At 47.5% G+C, this 17,412-nt stretch carries 13 protein-coding genes; 11 read left to right on the top strand and 2 right to left on the bottom strand.

What is annotated here, in order from left to right; genetic code table 11:
* Nucleotides 1-51: 51 nt before the first annotated feature.
* Nucleotides 52-2,235 carry a molybdopterin-dependent oxidoreductase gene (locus OSQ85_RS01175; protein ID WP_265820812.1) on the bottom strand — a complete coding sequence of 728 codons (2,184 nt, stop codon included), beginning with the start codon at nt 2,233-2,235 and terminating at the stop codon, nt 52-54.
* Nucleotides 2,236-2,238: 3 nt separating this feature from the next.
* Entirely contained in the window at nt 2,239-4,209 is a 1,971-nt protein-coding gene (locus OSQ85_RS01170) for an FAD-dependent oxidoreductase (protein ID WP_265820811.1), read from the bottom strand.
* A gap of 208 nt (nt 4,210-4,417) precedes the next feature.
* On the opposite strand from OSQ85_RS01170, the gene OSQ85_RS01165 reads away from it, so the two are divergent.
* The 11 genes from OSQ85_RS01165 to mfd all read left to right on the top strand — a co-directional run bounded on the left by OSQ85_RS01165 (nt 4,418) and on the right by mfd (nt 17,364).
* Complete coding sequence (locus tag OSQ85_RS01165; protein WP_265820810.1) at nt 4,418-4,966, top strand: LemA family protein; 549 nt, start codon at nt 4,418-4,420, stop codon at nt 4,964-4,966.
* A 12-nt stretch (nt 4,967-4,978) separates the two neighbouring features.
* A complete protein-coding gene (locus OSQ85_RS01160) occupies nt 4,979-6,700 on the top strand; it encodes a DUF2207 domain-containing protein (protein WP_265820809.1) in 1,722 nt (573 codons plus the stop codon).
* Entirely contained in the window at nt 6,697-7,575 is an 879-nt protein-coding gene (locus OSQ85_RS01155) for a formyltransferase family protein (RefSeq protein WP_265820807.1), read from the top strand. Before OSQ85_RS01160 ends, OSQ85_RS01155 begins: the two co-directional genes overlap by 4 nt.
* 28 nt (nt 7,576-7,603) lie before the next feature.
* Nucleotides 7,604-7,945: a hydrogenase maturation nickel metallochaperone HypA gene (hypA, locus tag OSQ85_RS01150; protein WP_265820805.1), complete on the top strand. Its 342-nt coding sequence runs from the start codon at nt 7,604-7,606 to the stop codon at nt 7,943-7,945.
* 38 nt (nt 7,946-7,983) lie between these two features.
* Nucleotides 7,984-8,640, top strand: coding sequence for a hydrogenase nickel incorporation protein HypB (gene hypB, locus OSQ85_RS01145; protein WP_265820804.1), 657 nt, complete (start codon nt 7,984-7,986; stop codon nt 8,638-8,640).
* Between the two features lie 15 nt (nt 8,641-8,655).
* Complete coding sequence (locus tag OSQ85_RS01140; RefSeq protein WP_265820803.1) at nt 8,656-9,198, top strand: ribonuclease HII; 543 nt, start codon at nt 8,656-8,658, stop codon at nt 9,196-9,198.
* Nucleotides 9,179-9,517, top strand: coding sequence for a YraN family protein (locus tag OSQ85_RS01135; protein WP_265820802.1), 339 nt, complete (start codon nt 9,179-9,181; stop codon nt 9,515-9,517). The genes OSQ85_RS01140 and OSQ85_RS01135 overlap by 20 nt, the downstream gene beginning before the upstream one ends.
* 214 nt (nt 9,518-9,731) lie before the next feature.
* A complete protein-coding gene (locus OSQ85_RS01130) occupies nt 9,732-10,721 on the top strand; it encodes an AAA family ATPase (RefSeq protein ID WP_265820800.1) in 990 nt (329 codons plus the stop codon).
* Nucleotides 10,722-10,726: 5 nt separating this feature from the next.
* Nucleotides 10,727-13,267 (top strand): S8 family peptidase, encoded by a 2,541-nt coding sequence (locus OSQ85_RS01125; protein ID WP_265820799.1) that lies wholly within the window; start codon nt 10,727-10,729, stop codon nt 13,265-13,267.
* Nucleotides 13,268-13,417: 150 nt separating this feature from the next.
* Nucleotides 13,418-13,996 (top strand): D-sedoheptulose-7-phosphate isomerase, encoded by a 579-nt coding sequence (locus OSQ85_RS01120; protein WP_265820798.1) that lies wholly within the window; start codon nt 13,418-13,420, stop codon nt 13,994-13,996.
* A gap of 56 nt (nt 13,997-14,052) precedes the next feature.
* Nucleotides 14,053-17,364, top strand: coding sequence for a transcription-repair coupling factor (gene mfd / locus OSQ85_RS01115; RefSeq protein ID WP_265820797.1), 3,312 nt, complete (start codon nt 14,053-14,055; stop codon nt 17,362-17,364).
* Nucleotides 17,365-17,412: the final 48 nt, after the last annotated feature.

Raw genomic sequence — 17,412 nt, 5'->3', positions numbered from 1 at the left:
GGGTCAGCGGCGGCTTTTGGGTTTTCTGTTTATTTGATTTGCTTTGCTTGTCTAAAATTTTCTGGTGACGAGCTTCACACCCTTAGCTGCGCATTCGCAGGTTTCCGCTGAGATTGTTTCCGCGGTCTGCTCAAAATGGAAGTTCTGCACCGCGAACTCATCCCTTACTGTGAAGTTTGCCTTTGCGGTTATTGTGCCGCTGTGGTGTCTGGGATTTATTGACACTGTTTTATCGGCGCTCTTAGGCTGTTCGTATTTAAAGGGTGTTTCATTGAACACAGGGCTTGTTCTTATCACAAGACAGCTGTCCAGTATGGTGAATTTCACTTCAGGATAGCCGTATCTGCCCGCAAGCATGGTGTTGTATATCTCCTCCGGGCATGCAGGTACTGATGCCTTGAAGAGCCCTGCCAGCATGGAGGCTATTTCCGTGTCGGACTTCTGCTCACCCGGCGTGTCCACAACTTTACGCACTTTTGATACGCGCCCGCCTATCTTAACGAACGAGCCGTCAACCTCAAGCGCAGCTTTTGCGGGGAGAAACACATTTGCCCTTGCTGATGTTCCGTCATTAAAGAGGTCAACAGCCACAACAGTTTCCGCTGAGCGGAGGGCGTTGTTCAGCTTGTCTGCGGTGTCGCCCGTGTAGGTGTTGTTGAAACCCACAAGGAACAGGTTCTTTATGTTTTTCGCTTCCAGATCTTTTATCAGCTCATCAGCGGAATATCCGCCTGCGAAAAGTTCCTGAGCATAGAGCCCGTAAATGTTTGTTTTGTCATTGGCCACCATGAAGCAGCTCATTTTCTCTTTGCCTATGAAATCAGCAAAGGCGAGAACAGCTTCCGGCTGCGGGCAGGCTGAGGTGTATTCATTGCCCACTATTATGCCCACTCTTTTGCCTTCGTTTATATAATCCCTGATGTCGCAGAAGGCCTCGGCATTATCTGTCCTGATTTTTTCAAATATCCCGCCGAAATCGCCGCTGTCAGCCAGAAGGGATTTGTTTGTGAAAACATCGTACTCGTACCTTTTAAGACCAACGGTGATGAGCTTGCAGCCATTGTGGATGACGGAGTTCATCATTCTCCATTTAAGACCCACTGCCTCACGGCGGAGATCCGCGCCTATCACGAATATAACATCACAGTTTTTGAGGTCATCCGCTCTGCCTATGTTGGCGAAGGTTCCGAACTTCTCTTTGTATTTTTTCATAAAGACGGGCTTGGTGAAATCCGCCTCTGTGACAATTTTTTTGGAGCCGACGGCAGCCATGAGCGCTTTGTATGCCGCTATTGCCTCGCTTGTGAGGCGCGAGCCCATGAGCATGGCTGTGTTTTCCGGTTTGCATCCCGCCAGTCTGTCCTTAAGGACGGTCATGACCTCTTCCCATGATTTGGGTGCGGCCTCGCCGTTCGATTTTACAAGAGGCGTTTTTATCCTTGAGGGGTTTTCTATGTAGTTGAACCCGAAGCGGCTCTGACTTGAGATCTGAGCCCCTTCAACAGATTTGCCCCTCTCTATTTTGCCGTCAAGAACGCCGTAGACAATATCTCCCTCACTTGCAGAGAAGGGGGAGGCGGTTACGGTTTCAGTGAGATCCCACACGCGCGCCTGATTGTGGAACTGTGTGTCGAGCAGAGCACCCACCGGACAGCGGTCTATGCAGGTTCCGCAGAAGTCGCAGTTCAGCGTATCGCCTTCAGAGGGCACTACATGGTTATAGAATCCTCTGTCCTCCATTTTGAGCGCACTGCACCCTGTCATTTCGTGGCAGGATTTTATGCACCTTTCGCAGAGAACGCAGAGGTTTGAGTTATAAACAATTTTGTTCCAGTTCGCCTTGGGATCCTTCGGTTTTTCGGATGATACTTTTTCGGTCATCATGCCGAACTCATACGCAGTGTCCTGAAGCATGCATTCGCCGGCCTTGTCGCACACGGGGCAGTCAAGGGGGTGCTTGATCAGGATGAAGTCGAGCATCTGCTTCCTGTGAGTCCAGATATATTCATTGTCGGTCTCAACTTTCATTCCGTCCATGGCGTAGGTGACGCAGGCTGCCTGAAGCCTTTTTGCGCCGTCCACCTGAACAAGGCAGAGTCTGCATGCGCCTATGGGGGTAATCTCCTTAAGGTAGCAGAGGGTGGGTATATGCACACCGTTCCTGTTTGCCACATCCAGTATGGATTCGCCCTTTTCAAAGCTGTATGTATTTCCGTTTATGATTATTGCTGCCATCGGTTACTCCCCTTTCCCTTTATTTTCAAGGGCTACCATAGCCATGCGCACGCATCTCAGACAGCGGGTCGCCTCGTCGTATGCCTGTTTATCGGTATAGGGTTTTTCAACCTCTTCGTAGTTGCTCTTTCTTTCCTCGCCTGTGAGCTTGTGCTGGTGCACACGCTTTATTGTGGGGCATTCCTGATCCTTCACGTCCTCTTTTTTGTCGAAGACCTTGTTCTTCTGGAGATCAAGCTGGAGTATCTCCTCCGGCGTGAGGTAGGGCTTTCCTTCGGTGAGGTAGCGGTCGATCATTATGCTTGACCAGCGCGCGGCGCCTATAGCCTTAACAACAGTCATGGGGCCCCACTCGCAGTCTCCGGCGGAGAAAATCTGCGGGTCGCTGGTGACGTAAAGGTCATCAGCAACCTTGAAGGTGCTCCACTTGGTTACATCAAGCCCGTCCTCCTCTTTGAGGAAGGTGAGGTCTGTGAACTGACCGATAGCGGGGATAATGACATCGCAGTCTATTATAAATTCCGAGTCCTGAACGGGCTGCGGTCTGCGTCTGCCGGATTCATCGGGCTCGCCGAGTTCCATACGCACACACTCAACACCAGTGACCACATTGTCTTTAGCGATTATTTTTGTGGGGTTGCAGAGGAAGTGGAAGTTGATCCCCTCCTCCATGGCATCTACTATTTCATAGTCTTCCGCGGGCATTTCATCCCTTGAGCGGCGGTAGACAAGGTTGACATCCGCAGCGCCTTCACGCAGGGCAACGCGTACGCAGTCTATGGCGGTGTTACCTCCGCCCACAACAACGATCTTTTTGCCTTTAACTCCGGTGTCCTTGCCTGTGGCCTGTTCGCGGAGGAAGAGTATGCCCGATTCATGAATGCCGGAATAGCCTTCCTTTTCGCCTTCTATACCCATATCCCTGCTTTTCCATGCGCCGATGGTAAGCAGCACTGCATCGTAGTTCTTTTTAAGATACTGGAGGGTGAGGTCATCGCCGAGTTTGCGGCCGTACTCTATCTCCACTCCGAGGGACTGTATTATATCAACCTCTCTGCGGAGAAGGTGTCTCGGCTCTCTGTAATCGGGGATTCCGAGGGCAACCATGCCGCCCGGTTCCTGCATCCATTCATATATTTTGCACTCATACCCCATGAGGGCGAGGTAGTACGCCGCTGTGAGCCCTGCGGGGCCTGCGCCGACTATGCCTATCTTTTTGCCCTTTTCCGGAGCCTTGGGGGGGAGGATGGGCGCTTTTTCCTGATAATATTCATAATCCCACGGAGCGCGTTTAAGCACCATTATGCTAACGGGGTCTTTATCAACAAGCCCTCTGCGGCAGTTGAGCTCACAGGGGTGCGGACATACTCTGCCGCATACTCCGGGGAGCGGCATCGTTTCGCGGATGATTGAAAGCGCGTCAAGATAACGGTGATCCTTAATCTGCTCAATGAATTCGGGGATCTGCACATTAGCCGGGCAGCCTGCGGTGCAGGGTGCGGTTATGTGTTTATAATACGCTGTTTCGGCGGGGACAACACTTGCCCTGACCTGATCAGCGAAATTTTCTATGAAGCGCATAACGGGTATGGAGGCTGTGGGCGCGACAGTACACTTAGCGGAGAGGTGGATGGACTGTGCAATTTCGTAAGCCTTATCAAGCTCTGTCTTATCGGTGCTGCCGGAGCGGATCTTCATAAGCTGCTCCGCCAGAAGCCTTGTGCCCACCCTGCCGGGGAAACATCGTCCGCAGCAGCCCTGCGAGCTTATCTCATTCATATAGTTGGCAAGAATGGCAAGAATATCTGCCTTTTCATCAAAAACAAGGAATCCGTCCCAGTTAACAAGGGCTTTCAGGGGCTTTCCGTCATATGCGTCAGAGGTTTTGAACGGTGACTCGCTCCACTCTGATGCGGGTTTGCCTCTGTTGTCGAATTTGGCGTTTTTCCAGAACCCGTAGCAAACTTGTGGCATTACACTCTCCACGGCGAAATTATAAATGGACAATCGTATACTGTATACAATTTCGTATAACACAATTATAATACTATGTCTAGAATTTTGTGCTCACCTGAACCTGTGATGATTTCAGAATATTATCAATGATGTTGAAGTGCCTTCAATTTGGGATTATAATAGTTTTGCGTGAAATTATATAGGTGTTTTAGTTGCGGAGGATCTTATGTCCGGAATGGTGTTCATAGGCGTTGTGGCGCTGATTTTGGCGCTTTTCATTTATTATTACAACAGGCTCGTTTCCCTGAGAAATCTCAGCGAGGCTTCATGGAGCGATATTGATGTTCAGCTTAAGAAGCGCTGGGATCTCATACCCAATCTGGTGGAGACTGTTAAGGGGTACGCAAGCCACGAAAAAGACACGCTGGAAAATGTGACGAAAGCCCGCAACATGGCGATGAGCGCAGGAAGTGTGGAGGCTCATGCAAAGGCTGAGAACATGCTCACAGGAGCGCTGAAAAGCCTTTTTGCCCTCTCTGAAAGCTACCCGGAGCTTAAGGCGAACGTAAACTTCCTTGAGCTTCAGAACAGCATAAACAGTATAGAGAATGATATTCAGCTTGCCAGAAGATATTACAATGCAGTGGTGCGGGATCTGAACACCATGTGCGAGAGCTTCCCTTCTCTCATAGTTGCGGGCATGTTCCGCTTTACCAAGAAGCAGTATTTTGAGATGGATTCGGCGCAGAGGGAAAATGTTCAGGTAAAATTCTAAGCGGATAAGCTTATGCGTTTTATTTCTGCTTTGCTGATTTTTGCTTTTTCTGTTCTGCCCGCCTTCGGGGAGGACTTTGTAATAAAGAAGCACGATGTGAATATAAACGTGCTTGAAACCTCCGTGCTGGAGGTTACGGAAACATACCTCATCAGCTTCCGTCAGTCCAGAAGAGGAATAATCCTCGAACTGCCCAGAATCTACGAGGCAGGGAGCATCAAAGGCGCTGCGAAGCGCCCCAACATCTTCGGCGGCCGTTACCGGATTCTAATTGATGATATACAGACAAAAAGTGCGGAGATAAAAGTCTCCGACAGCGGAGCCTACCGTGAAATCCGCCTCGGTTCGCCGGATCAGTACATAAAGGGTGAGAAGGAATACGTTGTCACCTACAGGGTGTTCGGGGCGGTGAATTTTTTCGGCCGGACAAGTGAAATCTACTGGAACATACACGGAAACTTCTGGGATGTTCCCGCTGAGAGTGTGACTTTCAGTGTGCGTCTCCCCTCGGAGCTGCCGCTGGGGGATGAAGAGATTTTCGCTTACACCGGCTACTACGGCGAGGCAGGAACCGACGCCTCATATTCCTACGACGGCCGCACTCTCAGCGGCAGGACGGAAAGAACCCTCAAGCCGCGGGAGAGTCTGAGCATCGGCATCCTCCTGCCGGGAAATTATCTTAAATACGGTACACCCTCGCTGAGGCTGCGCCTCTTCGCCGTGAACAACGCTTATCTTATAGCTCCGCTTCTGTATATACCTCTCCTTATTTTTATATGGTACAAAAGAGGGCGTAACGCCGCATCTGTCATAGTCACGCTCTATGAGCCGCCGTCAGGGGTAAGCCCTGCCGTGGCCGGGGTTCTGGCAGATGACAGGATAGACAACCGGGATCTCGTTTCCGTTTTTCTGAAATGGGCGGCGGACCAAGTAATAAGGATAGAGGAAGCCGAGGACTACAGCTCGTTTCTCGGTAAAAGCGATTATATTTTTGTTAAGTTAGGCGATCTGCCCGAAGGTGCACCTGCCTATGAGCAGACACTTTTCACGGGGATGTTCCCTGCCGGTATAAAAAACCGCAGACTGTCAGATCTTAAGGATGTATATTACAAGACCATGCTTATAGCCCGTGAGCAGCTTGACAGAGATGTGACCATGATGGGGCTGTATGAAGGCGGGACAAGGAAAATTGGCGGGTTCATGAAGGGCGTGAGCATTCTCTTTGTATTCGCGGGCACGTTCCTCACTGCCTTTTCCGGGGAGGTTGGCTGGTTTGTTTCCTGCGCTCTTATGGGATTTGCCACATTCTTCTTCGGGCGGGCTATACCGAAACGCACCGCAAAAGGGCAGGGGCTCTATAACAAGCTGGCCGGGTTCAGGGAGTTTGTGGAGCGGGCGGAGAAGGACAGGCTGGAAAGGATGCTTGAAAAAAATCCCGAATACTTTAATCTTACAGTGCCCTATGCTGTTGCTTTCGGAATGCTGAAAGAGTGGGCGGGCAAGTTTGAGGGGCTTCTCAGGGAGCCGCCCGACTGGTACGTCTCCCGCAGCGGCAGAGGGTTTACAATGTACGGCTTTGCCGATTCCCTTAATTCAGGCATATCCGCAATGGGCAGAACCATGACATCGCAGCCAGCGCCGAAAGGCGGAGCAGGGGGCGGCGGAAGCGGTTTCTCCGGCGGCGGAGGCTTTTCGGGGGGCGGTTTCGGAGGCGGCGGAGGACGAAGCTGGTGAAAACAGCACTTTTTACATCAAACCTCACAGGGGAATATCTGCTGGATGCTCTGGACGAACTGGGTTGTTATCCGCAGGTGTACACATACCCTCCGGGCTTTCAGAAGACAGCCCTTTCCAGAGACTTCACCAAATACAGAGGACTTTTTCCCGTAACCTTTATATCTGCAAACAAATACGGCGAGGCGGAAGCCGCGCTGGACAATGATACCGCTGCTGTCTGTGTGGACTGGACCAAGGACTTTTTCATGGAGTCAGATGTAAAGGCTGTGTTTGCCCATCCCTCTCTTCTGCCCCTTTACAGAGGCTACAGCGCAGTGACGGAACAGTTTCTGCGGGGTGTCGCAGTTTCCGGTGCGAGCTTTTATATCGCATCAGACAGGGTGGACGGAGGAGATGTTCTCTTTTCGGAGGAGATAAGGATCGGTTTCGGGGAATATCCGGAAGATTTTCTGAGAAAATATGCAGCGATCTGCGCCCGCTTCGTAAAGGAATTTGCGGAGAAAGGATTCGGCGGCTTCAATGCCGTTCCGCAGGATGAACGTGAGTCATTTTACCTTCCCCGCAAGCGAAGGCGTGAAGGAGTCATAGATTTCAACCGCGATGCATACAGCATATACAACCATATCAGGGGGTTCTCCCGCCCTTACTTCGGGGCATATTTCATGAGAAACGGCAGACAGATAACCGTCTGGCGGGCTGTTACCGAAAAGTGGCAGGGGGAATACGGCAGACCGGGGGAGCTGGTTGATTTCACCCCTTACGGAGCGGAAATTGCTTGCGGTTCAGGTACTGTGATAATAGAGGAAGCGGAATGTGAAGGCAGGTTTTTCCGCCGGGGCGAGGTGCACGAACTTTATTATGCGGTTGACTAAGACACTATAGGATATTATACATATTTCCATGCATGAAGTCAGTATCGCCCAGAGTCTTATGGATGTGGTTTTCGAAACAGCCAGAAAAAGCGGCGCTAAGAAAATAAATAAAGTTTTTGTGAAAATAGGCAGGTTACAGGCTGTGGAGAGCTCCTCCCTGATGTTTGCCTTTGATGCCCTCAAGGACGGCACAATGGCCGAAGAAGGGGAGCTTATAGTTGAAAATGTGCCCCTCACCGGAAAATGCATGGACTGCGGCAATGAAAACACCTTTGAGCAGATTTTCATGCAGTGTCCCAAATGCGGCTCCCACGCAGTGAAAATCCTCACCGGGGAAGAACTGCAAATCACCGAGATTGAAGTGGACTGACCTTCCAGAGGGTCTTAAAGAATATAAGAAGGTGGCTGATGACCAAGCTTGATGTGAATAAAAGGATTCTCTCGAAAAACGAGGAACTGGCGGAAGCCCTCAAGGAAGGCTTTGACAGGGACAGAACCCTTGTCCTTAACTTTGTCTCCTCTCCCGGCAGCGGGAAAACCACCCTCCTTTCCAAAATCCTTGTGGAGATCCAGAGGGAATACTCCGTCGGCGTTATAGAGGGCGACCTCCAGACAGACTTTGACGCGGAACGCATCAGGGCAGCCGGTATCCCCGCTGTTCAGGTGAATACAAACGGCTCATGCCACCTCGAAGCACTCGACATAGAAAAGGCAATGGTTGCATTCGGCAAGCTTGACCTTCTCATTATAGAAAACGTGGGCAACCTCGTCTGCCCCTCCTCATACGAATTGGGCGAAGATGCAAAGGTCTGCATGCTCAGCGTAACCGAAGGGGAGGACAAGCCAGCCAAATACCCCTCTATGTTCCACGTTTCCTCAGCGTTCATCATCAACAAGACAGACCTTCTCCCATATGTGGATTTCGATGTGCAGAAATGCCGTGATTTCGCCCTCGGCGTGAACCCCACGCTGGACATCTTCGAGACCTCCTGCAAAACAGGACACGGGCTTGATGAGTTCATCGGCTGGATCAAAGCGAAAATCCGCAGAAAAAAGGGGGAGTAAATAGTCACCGTCGGCATGGATGAGGTGGGCAGGGGATGCTTCGCCGGGCCGGTTGTGGCCTGTGCCGTTATCATGCCCGAAGGCTACGCTGATCCCCGCATCATCGACTCTAAAAAAATAGCCGAGAAAAAACGCGAGGTAATAGCCGAAAGCATAAGGCGCAACGCCGTTGATTATGCATTCGGTGTTGTCTGCAATCAGGTCATAGACCGGATCAACATACTCCGCGCCACCAAACAGGCCATGCACATGGCACTCTCACGTCTGAAAACCCCTTATGACAATATAATAGTGGACGCAGTCAGGCTCAATGTCAGTGTACCCATAGAAAACCCATTCAAGGCGGAGGACAGCCATATGTGCGTGGCAGCCGCCTCCATACTGGCAAAGGTTTACCGTGACTCCATGATGAAAAAACTCCACATGACATACCCCGAATACGGCTGGTATTCCAACAAAGGTTACGGGGCAAAGGTTCACCTTGACGCTCTCAAAAAATACGGCGCAACAGAACTGCACCGGATGAGTTTCCTGAAAAATGCGGATATTAAAAGGTAAATCAGGCGAGGACAAAGCGGCGGCGTTCCTCAGAAAAAAAGGTTACGCCGTGATTAAGCGGAACTACCGCGCCAAAACAGGCGAGATAGACATAATCGCCGAAAAAGACGGCACTCTGGTGTTTGTCGAAGTCAAAACCCGCTCCACAGATGCCTTTGGAGAAGGATACCAGTCAGTAACACACGCCAAACAGGATAAAATTATACGCACTGCCGAGTTCTATCTCATGGAAAATAATATGGAAAAACTCTGCCGCTTCGATGTGATTTCCATAGACAACTCTGAAATAACACACATAATAAACGCATTCGGTGCGTAAGAACTGTGGAATAAACAATAATTATTGGAGTGTTTGGGTGAAGAGTGTTATATTCAACTTGAGATGATGCGTAGGTTATATATCAGTACCGTATCTTCTTGAGTACTATTAATTTTTACCGTTAGCATACCTAACTGTTATGAAAAACATCAAAATTGACTTCGTTTAAAATGTGTCATAAACTCTCTTAATAAATACGAAAAGGAATAATTTAATGGCCAGAGCTGATCTTTTGGTTTTTTTAGTAGAGTCTATTGCTAAAGGTGATAAATTAACATATAGAAAAACAGTTGAGGCTATAATTGCAGAAGAGCGCCAGAAACAGCATAATGTTTTGGCTAATAAGCTTGAAAGAATCATTCATTCAACACCGCCTGAGCGCAGTGCGATCAACGGAGCGCATGTTGAACAAAAATCAAATAACTTAGTCCAAGAAATTCTTCCAAAGAAAAAATTTGCTGATCTTATTCTTAATGATAAAATATTAGAAATATGTGAGGCTTTTGTTAATGAACATCACAGGGCAGCACTTCTAAGAACTTACAATTTAGAACCACGCAATCGTATTCTTCTTGTAGGTCCTCCAGGGAACGGTAAAACGAGCCTGGCCGAAGCTATTGCTGAAGCGTTAGCCATTCCATTATTTGTAGTTAGATACGAATCTTTAATAGGTTCTTATCTAGGAGAAACAGCTGGAAGGTTAAGTAAGCTGTTTGATTTTGCTTCCACAAATAGATGTGTACTTTTTTTTGATGAATTTGAAACACTTGCTAAAGAAAGAGGTGATACTCATGAAACAGGTGAGATTAAGAGAGTGGTGAGTTCTCTTTTATTGCAAATTGATAGATTACCGAGCCATGTTGTAGTCATTGGTGCTACTAACCATCCTGAATTGCTAGATCGAGCTGTGTGGAGAAGGTTTCAAGTAAGGCTAAATCTCGGTATGCCAACAAGAGACAATATCACACAATGGTTTATTAGATTTCAAGCAAGGGTTGGAGTAGAGTTAGGCTATGCTCCAGAAACACTTGCCAAATCGTTGTTTGGTAAAAACTTTGCAGAAATTGAAGAGTTTGGGCAATCAGTTTATAGGCAATATGTGTTGAATATGCCTAACACAAAGATGAAAGATATTATCTCAAAAACTTTGAAAACTTGGAGAGAAATAACAACAGAAGTTAAACAAGAAAATATGGGAGGATAAATATCATGCCTGAACGTCCACTTCTCTTTTTTCCATCCCCATCGAGAGCGTCTAGAGAAAAGCGCCCATCTGGTTTTTCAAAAATTTCTATTCCTTCTGCTTCTTTTCAATTTCAACGTTTTCAGCCGAAATTAAAAGTCCTAGTTAATGCATTTGAAAAACAAAGGATTCAAATACGGTCAAGTATTACAGGTGTGGAACCAGAGTTTGTCTTGGTTATTGAAACAATAGGAGACATCTCTAATTTCCATAATGCTGTTGCGAAGATAGAAGGTTTTGAGTGGTTGTCTGAGTTTGCACTTGATAATATTGAGCCAGATGATATTTTTTTCGACCAAGCTGATAAAACTAAGCCTTTGTCCGGTAAAGTATATATGGTTTTTTCAAATCTCAGTGGAATGCAGCAGCTTATTTCTCTTTGGGAAAGATATTCAAAAAATTATGAAAGCTCATTTGAACACGGACTTGCTCCATTTAAATCTCTTTTTACACATGTTAAAGATATCCGTTTATGGAACTATATTGATAGATTAGAGAATGCTGGATTCATTTCATATTGGGAGGGACACTTAGATTTTCATAAAGGAAAAGATTGCTTTGTGGAAGTCGAACTGTGGTTTAGGCAAAATAGTGATAAAAGAAACGGTATTGAAAAACGTTTTAAAGAAATGTTAAGTTCATTGAGTGCTTCTGTTGTTGATTCCTGTGTAATCTCAGAGATTTCTTATCATGCTTTATTAATTAAAGTGAATTATAATGTAATTGTAAATATGGTGAATTCTCCTGAATACATTGAATTTGTTAAATGTGATGATGTCATGCTGTTTAGGCCAACTGGGCAGATGTTGATTATAAATGAGACTATTGAAGAAGTTGCTGATGTCTCTTCACCCCATGAACTTGCTTCCGAAGAAGAGCCAGTCATTGGGCTTTTAGATGGTTTACCTTTATCGAATCATAATTTGTTAAAAGATCGCTTGGTGCTAGATGATCCTTATGGTTTTGAAGATAATATTGAAGCCAAAGACAGAATTCATGGCACAAGTATGGCTTCGCAAATTCTTTATGGAGATTATAGTCTTAATAAGGTTCCACTTAAATGGAAATTGTATGTACGACCGATATTATTCCCTCAAACTGATTTTCATGGGAAATCAATTGAGTCTATTCCTGAAAATATTTTATTAGTGGATTTGATTCACGCTTCTGTCAAGAGGATGCTTGACGGTGATGGAGAGTTTTCTGCACAAGCTCCTTCTGTCAAAGTCATAAATTTATCGTTAGGAATTAGAAATACTAACTTTAATAATACCATGAGTCCTCTTGCTAAACTATTAGACTGGTTAAGTTATAAATATAATGTATTATTTATTGTCAGTGCAGGCAACTGCGAAAATTCTTTTGATTTAGGGATAAGCTATTCAGAATTCAGCAATCTAGATGAAAAACAGCAAGTTAAGCAAGTGATAAGTCGAATATACGCGACTGAGCACGATAGAAAAATAATATCTCCTGCTGAATCAATAAACTCAATCACAGTTGGGGCACAGCACGATGATAAATGCTTTTCGTATACAGCTGGCAATCGTGTTGACATATGCAATCAGCCATTAGCCAGTACTATTTCTCGGTTGGGTTTAGGTTATCGCAGATCAGTTAAGCCTGATCTTATTCATGCTGGTGGACGACAACTTTACACAGAACCAATAATTGGATCTGAAACGTTGCTTAAGCTGAATAATATAAGTAAAGAGCCCGGTATCTATTCTGCATCACCGGGAGGAATGTGTTATTCGAGGGGAACAAGTAATGCGACTGCTTTGACAAGTCATAATGCGGGTATTTGCCTTCAAACTTTAGAGGCATTAACTGAGAGAGGTTTTGATGAATATGGAGAAAAACTTGTACCTATTCTAAAGGCAATGTTAATCCACGGTTGTTCTTGGGGTGATTTAGGTAATATAATAAGAGAAGCAATTAAAGATAATATTAGTAGCAAAAGAGTTAAGCCTATCATATCGAAGTGGCTTGGCTACGGGGTTCCTGATATAAAAAGAGTTATAGAATGCACAGAGCAGAGAGCGACTGTTATTGGTTTTGGCGAATTAGACACTGATGAAGCCGATCTTTTTGATCTTCCTTTACCACCGTCATTAGCATCTGTTAAAATACCTCGAAAACTGACAATTACTCTTGCGTGGATATCAGGTATTGAAGCCCAAAATCAAAAATATCGTCAAGCAAGTTTGTGGTTTGAATCGCCAAGAGAATCTTTTGTAAAAGGACGTCAAGAAGCTGATTGGCGTAGTGTCAGGAATGGTACTATTCAACATGAAATATTCGAAGGAAACGATGCTGATCCTTACATAGATGGTGAGAAAATACGAGTAAAAATCAATTGCAGAGGGGATGCAGGGAAATTGTCAGATAAAGTTAAATATGGTCTTTTGGTTACTTTAGAAGTTAAAGAAGGAGTAAATGTGCCGCTTTACACGGAAATAAAAGACAGAATACAAATAGGAACCTCTGTTCAGATTAACATGTGAAAAGTGTGATAATTTGTGAGGATTAAGCATCAGATTATTGATAAGAAGAAATTAAGTATATAAGTAAAGTTAAGTGAAGACGGGGCTTTTTTCCTGTGGAAAAAGGGTTCTTTCATAGCAGATAGAGTTTAAAATCTAAAAGGTAGCGTAATGGAAGATTTCATAAGCGATATTTTTGATGAGATGCGGGAGACTCAGGCGAGGTTTTCGGCCGAGTCTATGCCCGTGCTGATAGGCATATCCACTGAGATAGTGAAGTGTTTTGAGAACGGCGGGAAGGTGCTGATTTTCGGCAACGGCGGTTCTGCTGCGGATTCCCAGCATATAGCTGCGGAGTTTACCAACCGTTTCAAGATGGAGCGTCCGCCTCTGCCTGCCATTGCGCTGACGACTGATACGTCCGCCCTGACGGCGATAGGCAATGACTACAGCTTTGAAGAGGTTTTCGACAAGCAGCTTAAGGCACTTGGCAACACCAACGACATAGCGTGGGGGATTTCCACCAGCGGCAACTCGCCCAACGTTCTGGCTGCCCTTCGCACTGCGGGAAGGCAGGGGATGACCACCATCGGCTTTACCGGCAAGGACGGCGGTCTGATGCGCGGTCTGTGCGATCATCTGCTTATCTCCCCTTCGGAGTGCACTCCGAGGATTCAGGAGATACACATCGCCGCTGCGCACATCATCTGCGAACTGGTGGATGAGATAATGTTCGGCAGATTTGGCTAGACCGTTCATCAAGCGGAATATTATTAAATGAGAAAGCGAAAGAACAGTAAATAATAATGGACTTCACTTCAATAACGGGCGGTTTATGGGGCGCAGGCGCCGCATACCGTCTCAGAAAAAATTTCAGCGGGGGCAGGGTGCTTGTCATCGCCCCCGACAGAAACCGTTTTGATCTTCTTTTATCCGAGCTGATTTTCTTTTTCGGAGCGGATAAAGTCGCGCCTTTTCCGGAATACACACAGGAACCCTTTGAGGAAGCCAGAGTTCTTACCGATGTCCTCTCCATGCGTGTCAGCACACTGCACAGGCTTATGAGCGGCTTTGAGGGTGTTGTTGTAACCACCCCGAAATCCCTTGCCAGGGCTCTTCCCCCTGCGGATGTTTTTGCGGCGTCAGTAATAAACCTGAAAAAGAAGGGCAGGGCGGACAGGGAGGAACTGCGGTACGCGCTGGAATATTCCGGTTATGTAAACGTTGAGCTTGTTTCCGGTCAGGGTGAGTACACAATCAGGGGCGACATAGCGGAGGTTTTTACTCCGCAGATGGAAAACCCTGTGAGAATAGAATTTTTTGATGACGAAATAGACCGCATGGATGTTTTCGAGTCATTCAGCCGCAGAACAGAGAGGAAGCTGGAGGAGCTTACTATTCTTCCGGCTGGTGAGGCGCTTTTTGATGAGGATGATCTGGCTGCGGTGAAGATTCCCCATGTGAGCGAGAAGGCGAAAAGCTTCGGCAAGTTTGCCGGATGCCACTGGTTCAGCCCTTTTATATACAGAAGCATGGCAAGCCTTTTTGACTATCTCGGTGCTGGGACGCAGGTTGTGACCCTTGAGCGGGATCTGGCGGATGCATTCATAGAGATAGACAATACAGTCAGGGATAAGCAGGATCACTACGGTCTTCCGGCGGGGAGCGAGAAAAACTTCATAAACGCAGAAACAGCGGAAAGGCTCCTCAGTGCCCGTGATCTCCACCTCTTTGAGGAGTCTGTGGATGCGGACAGTGAAGACGGCGGGCTCATCAGCTCGGCGGCGCGGTTTACCCATGAGAAGAAGAACCTCTACCAGTCGGTGACGGATGCCGCGGCGAAGATAAAGGATCTGCTGGATGACAGATACGGTGTGCTGGTCTGCATAGAGAGCCGCAAGCTCAAGAGCCTGTTTCTGGACTTCATGCGGGATCATGAAATAGCGGTTACGGAAATATCCTCATATCTCAAACTCCCTGCCCACGGAATAGGGCTTTACGGGGAGAAGGTGAGCGGCGGCTTTATCGACCCAAGGGGGAAGGTGGCTGTTGTAACCGATGAGGACATCTTCGGAACGGTTAAGAAAAAGGTCAGAAAAGCGAAGAAAGAGGTATATGCCACAAGCCTGAATGACCTTGAGCCGGATGATTACGTTGTCCATGTGGATTACGGAATAGGTATATACAGAGGCCTTGTCCATAAGGAGATAGGCGGTGTTGCCGGTGATTTCCTCGTTCTTGAGTACGAAAACGGGGAGATACTCTACGTTCCGCTGGATAAAATAGGCCATATTCAGAAATATATAGGTGCGGAAGGCAGAGCACCGAGGGTGCACAGCCTCCAGACCAGTACGTGGAAAAAGCTGAAAGTTCAGGCGAGCGCAAGGGCTAAGAAGCTGGCAATAGACCTGCTGAAACTGTACGCAGACAGAAAGGTGAAAACAGGTTTTGCATTCCGGGATGACGGAGTGCTTCTGGAGCAGTTTGAACAGGGCTTTGAGTATGACGAAACGGACGATCAGCTTTCTGCCATACATGATGTTTATCAGGGTATGGAGGACGAGAAGCCGATGGAGCGCCTTGTCTGCGGTGATGTGGGTTTCGGGAAAACAGAGGTGGCTATGCGCGCCGCCTGCAAGGCCGTTGCCTGCGGCAAGCAGGTGGGTGTTCTTGTTCCCACCACGGTTCTTGCCCGCCAGCATTATGTAAACTTCAAGAAACGCTTTGCTGATATGCCTGTGAATGTGGACTATATCAGCAGATACAAAACAGCCTCTGAAATAAAAAAGACCCTTCGCAAACTTGCGGCCGGTGAGGTGGATATAATAATCGGCACTCACAGGCTGCTTTCCAGGGATGTGGAGTTCCGTGATCTGGGGCTTCTTGTGATAGACGAGGAGCAGCGCTTCGGTGTCGCCCATAAGGAAAAGATAACCGCTCTCAAGAGCAACATAGATATAATCTACCTCTCTGCCACGCCCATCCCCCGCACATTGCAGCTTTCCATGTCCGGCATACGGGATATAAGCGTAATAGAAACACCGCCGGAGGAGAGGCTGCCGATTATAACCCGTGTCATCAAGACCGATGATGAGATCAAAAACGCCCTGCTTAAGGAGCTTGAGAGGGGCGGGCAGGTGTATTTTCTCCATAACAGGGTTGAGGATATAGAATCCGTTGCGGAATCCGTGCGGAAGCTTGTGCCCCATGCGAGGCTTGGAATCGCTCACGGGCAGATGACCGCAGACGGTATGGAGAGTGTGCTCTACAGCTTTTATCAGGGCGAGCTTGATGTGCTTGTCTGCACTACTATTGTGGAAAACGGAATAGATATAGCCAATGCCAACACTATTATCATAAATAATGCCGCCCACTTCGGCCTTGCGCAGGTTTACCAGCTTAAGGGGCGTGTGGGGCGCTCACGCAGAAGGGGCTACTGCTACATGCTTGTACCGAGTATGACAAGCCTCAATGAAATAGCCCGCAAAAGGCTTAAGATTATTCAGCAGCTCTCTGACCTCGGCAGCGGGGTGAAGATAGCCTTCTATGACCTCCAGCTTAGGGGGGCAGGCGATCTTCTCGGTGCTGATCAGTCGGGCTTCATGGTGAAGATAGGCTATGAGCTCTTCCTCCAGATGATAGAGGAGGCGGTGAAGGAGCTTAAGGGTGAGCTTAACAACTCCCGCGAGACGGAAGTGGCCTCTGCTCTGCCTTACTTCATTTCTGCCGAATATGTGGAGGATGTTTCGCTCAGGTTCGACTACTACAGGCGTTTCTCCAAGATACAGTCAGAGAAGGAGATGCGGGGTCTTCTGGATGACCTTATGCAGGTTTACGGGGATGTAAGGCCGGAGACGGAAAATCTCGGCTGGATAATGCTTATGAAAAATCTGGCAGGAAAAGCATATGCGGAAAAACTCGCCATACATACAGGGCGTGTCCGCATAACTTTTGATAAGGACACCCCCCTTTCCCCGGCAAAGCTTGTTCAGGTGCTGGGCGAGGCGAAGGCGGTTTACAAGTTCGAAAACGAAAACAGCTTAGTGCTTTATTTTGAGAAAAAAGACGATTTCCTGCAAAAAACATGCGAAATTCTTTCTGAACTGGTTGAGGTCTGAAACTGTCAGAAACATTGCACAGCCGTTTTGTGTTGCCCTGCGGGTATT

This window comes from Geovibrio ferrireducens (assembly GCF_026226615.1).
GTDB lineage: Bacteria > Chrysiogenota > Deferribacteres > Deferribacterales > Geovibrionaceae > Geovibrio > Geovibrio ferrireducens.
Note: the sequence above shows the minus strand (reverse complement) of the source record. Positions and strands in the feature narration are given on the sequence as shown.